A 2,512-nucleotide genomic window follows, 5' to 3' on the forward strand; every position below is an offset into this window, starting at 1 on the left:
GTTCGTCAATCTATGGCTCGCAAGACTTCTCTGACATGGTCGATCAATTCGTTGATCTGGCCCTTGGTGATGATCAGCGGCGGCGACAGCGCGATGATGTCGCCGGTGGTGCGGATCAGCGCGCCGCGCTCGAACGCCTTGACGAAGGCCGAGAAGGCCCGCTTGGTCGGCTGGCCGGCGATCGGCGCCAGCTCGATCGCGCCGATCAGGCCGATGTTCCTGATATCGATGACGTTCGGCTCGCCTTTCAGCGAATGCAGCGCGTCTTCCCAGTACGGCGCCAGCTCCTCGCCGCGGGTCAGCAGGCCCTCTTCCTTGTAGGTGTCGAGCGTGCCGAGTGCGGCCGCGCAGGCGATCGGGTTGCCCGAATAGGTGTAGCCGTGGAAGAACTCGATCATGTGCTCAGGGCCGGTCATGAAGGCGTCGTGGATCTCCTTCTTCACGAACACCGCGCCCATCGGGATGACGCCGTTGGAAACGCCCTTGGCGGTGGTCATGATGTCTGGCGTGACACCGAAATAGTCGGCGGCGAACGGCGTGCCGAGACGGCCGAAACCGGTGATGACCTCGTCGAAGATCAACAGGATGCCATGCTTGGTGCAGATTTCGCGCAGCCTCTCGAGATAACCCTTCGGCGGCAGGATGACGCCGGTGGAGCCGGCGACCGGCTCGACGATGACGGCGGCGATGGTGGAAGCGTCGTGCAGAGCGACGATGCGCTCCAGTTCGTTGGCGAGTTCCGCGCCATACTCCGGCACGCCCTTGGTGAAGGCGTTCTTCTCGGGCAGATGCGTGTGCGGCATATGGTCGACGCCGCCGAGCAGCGTGCCGAACATCTTGCGGTTGGTGACGATGCCGCCGACCGAGATGCCGCCGAAATTGACGCCGTGATAGCCGCGCTCGCGACCGATCAGCCGGGTGCGCGAGCCCTCGCCCTTCACACGATGATAGGCGATGGCCATCTTGAGCGCGGTCTCGACCGATTCCGAGCCGGAATTGGTGAAGAAGACATGGTCCATGCCCTTGGGCGCGAGGTCGACCAGGCGGTTGGCCAGTTCGAACACGATCGGGTGGCCCATCTGGAAGGCGGGCGCATAGTCGAGCTCGGCGGCCTGCTGCTGGATCGCCTCGGTGATCTTGGGACGGCAGTGGCCGGCATTGACGCACCACAGGCCGGCGGTGCCGTCGAGAACCTTGCGGCCGTCGCTGGTCGTGTAATGCATGTCCTTGGCGGACACCATCATGCGCGGCGCCTGCTTGAACTGCCGGTTTGCCGTGAACGGCATCCAGAATGCGCTGAGATCGTTCGGCGTGACTTTCAGCCGGTTGGACATGACCAGGACTTCCCCTTGTAATCTGTTTCGGTGCGCCCAACGCTTGGTCTTTGCCGCGTTTTCATGCTACGCAAATTTTTGACCGATTGGACAAACGTTAGCACCGCCCTGTCGGCGGTCAAGGGATTACTAGCGGAAATGCGGCACCTGAAGTGCGTTCCACAGGCTAGGGAAAAACTGGTCCAGAGAATTGGTCCAGATGACCCTCAACGCGAGGGCTGGCAACGGTGACCACGGACGCTCCTCGTCGCACCCGCATCCAGCAGGAAAAGCGCGAACTCATCCTGGAGGCGGCGCTCGAGGTTTTCTCGACCAACGGTTTTCGTGGCTCGACCATTGACCAGATCGCCGAAGCCGCCGGCATGTCGAAGCCGAACCTGCTCTATTATTTCCGCCGCAAGGAAGACATCCACGAGACGCTGATGCAGCGCCTGCTCGACACCTGGCTGGCGCCGCTGCGTGAACTCGATGACATCGGCGACCCCTTGACCGAATTGCGCAGCTACATCAGACGCAAGCTGGAAATGGCACGCGACTTTCCGCGCGAGAGCCGGCTATTCGCCAACGAGATCCTGCAAGGCGCGCCGCGCATCATGCCGCTGCTGGCCGGAGAGTTGAAGACGCTGGTCGACGAGAAGGCGACCGTCATCAAGGGCTGGATGCGCGCCGGCAAGATCGCCAAGACCGATCCGTGGCACCTGATCTTCTCGATCTGGGCGACGACGCAGCATTATGCCGATTTCGACGTCCAAGTCCGCGCCGTCCTCGGGCCGAACCGCGGCGGCGACGGCCGCTTCGAGGATGCGGCAAGGTTTCTCGAACAATTGTTCCTCGATGGCCTCAAGCCGAAGGGGTAGCAGCGAGATCACGTCTTGGGTCAACTTGGCAGTCGTCGGGCTATCCCAGACGGTGGGGATTGGCCGAAGCGCACATTGATTTCGTCATTCTAGGGCGAAGCAAGGAGCGAAGCGACGCGGCGCAGACCCTAGAATCCATGCCGCGACTTCAACGCGCCGCAACGGTACAAATTCTGCTCCGCTGTACCCTTCGACCAATGTCACGGAATGGATCCCAGGGTCTCCTCGACGCCGCTTCGCGGCTGCTCCGCCCTGGGATGACGAAGTGGAGGGTTACGCGCTGCGCCGCTCGGCCGGCAGGGCGTCCAGCAATGTCTGCAG

Annotated in this window: 2 protein-coding genes; one reads left to right on the forward strand and one right to left on the reverse strand. The window is 62.5% G+C overall.

Annotated features, from left to right (window positions below):
* Positions 1-5: 5 nt before the first annotated feature.
* Entirely contained in the window at positions 6-1,334 is a 1,329-nt protein-coding gene (locus EN984_RS30935) for an aspartate aminotransferase family protein (protein ID WP_127271138.1), read from the reverse strand.
* A 227-nt stretch (positions 1,335-1,561) separates the two neighbouring features.
* On the opposite strand from EN984_RS30935, the gene EN984_RS30940 reads away from it, so the two are divergent.
* On the forward strand, positions 1,562-2,191 hold the full coding sequence (locus EN984_RS30940; RefSeq protein ID WP_127272371.1) for a TetR family transcriptional regulator C-terminal domain-containing protein: 630 nt from the start codon (positions 1,562-1,564) through the stop codon (positions 2,189-2,191).
* Positions 2,192-2,512: the final 321 nt, after the last annotated feature.

Origin of the sequence: Mesorhizobium sp. M7A.F.Ca.CA.004.12.1.1, from assembly GCF_003997835.1 — a bacterium.
GTDB lineage: Bacteria > Pseudomonadota > Alphaproteobacteria > Rhizobiales > Rhizobiaceae > Mesorhizobium.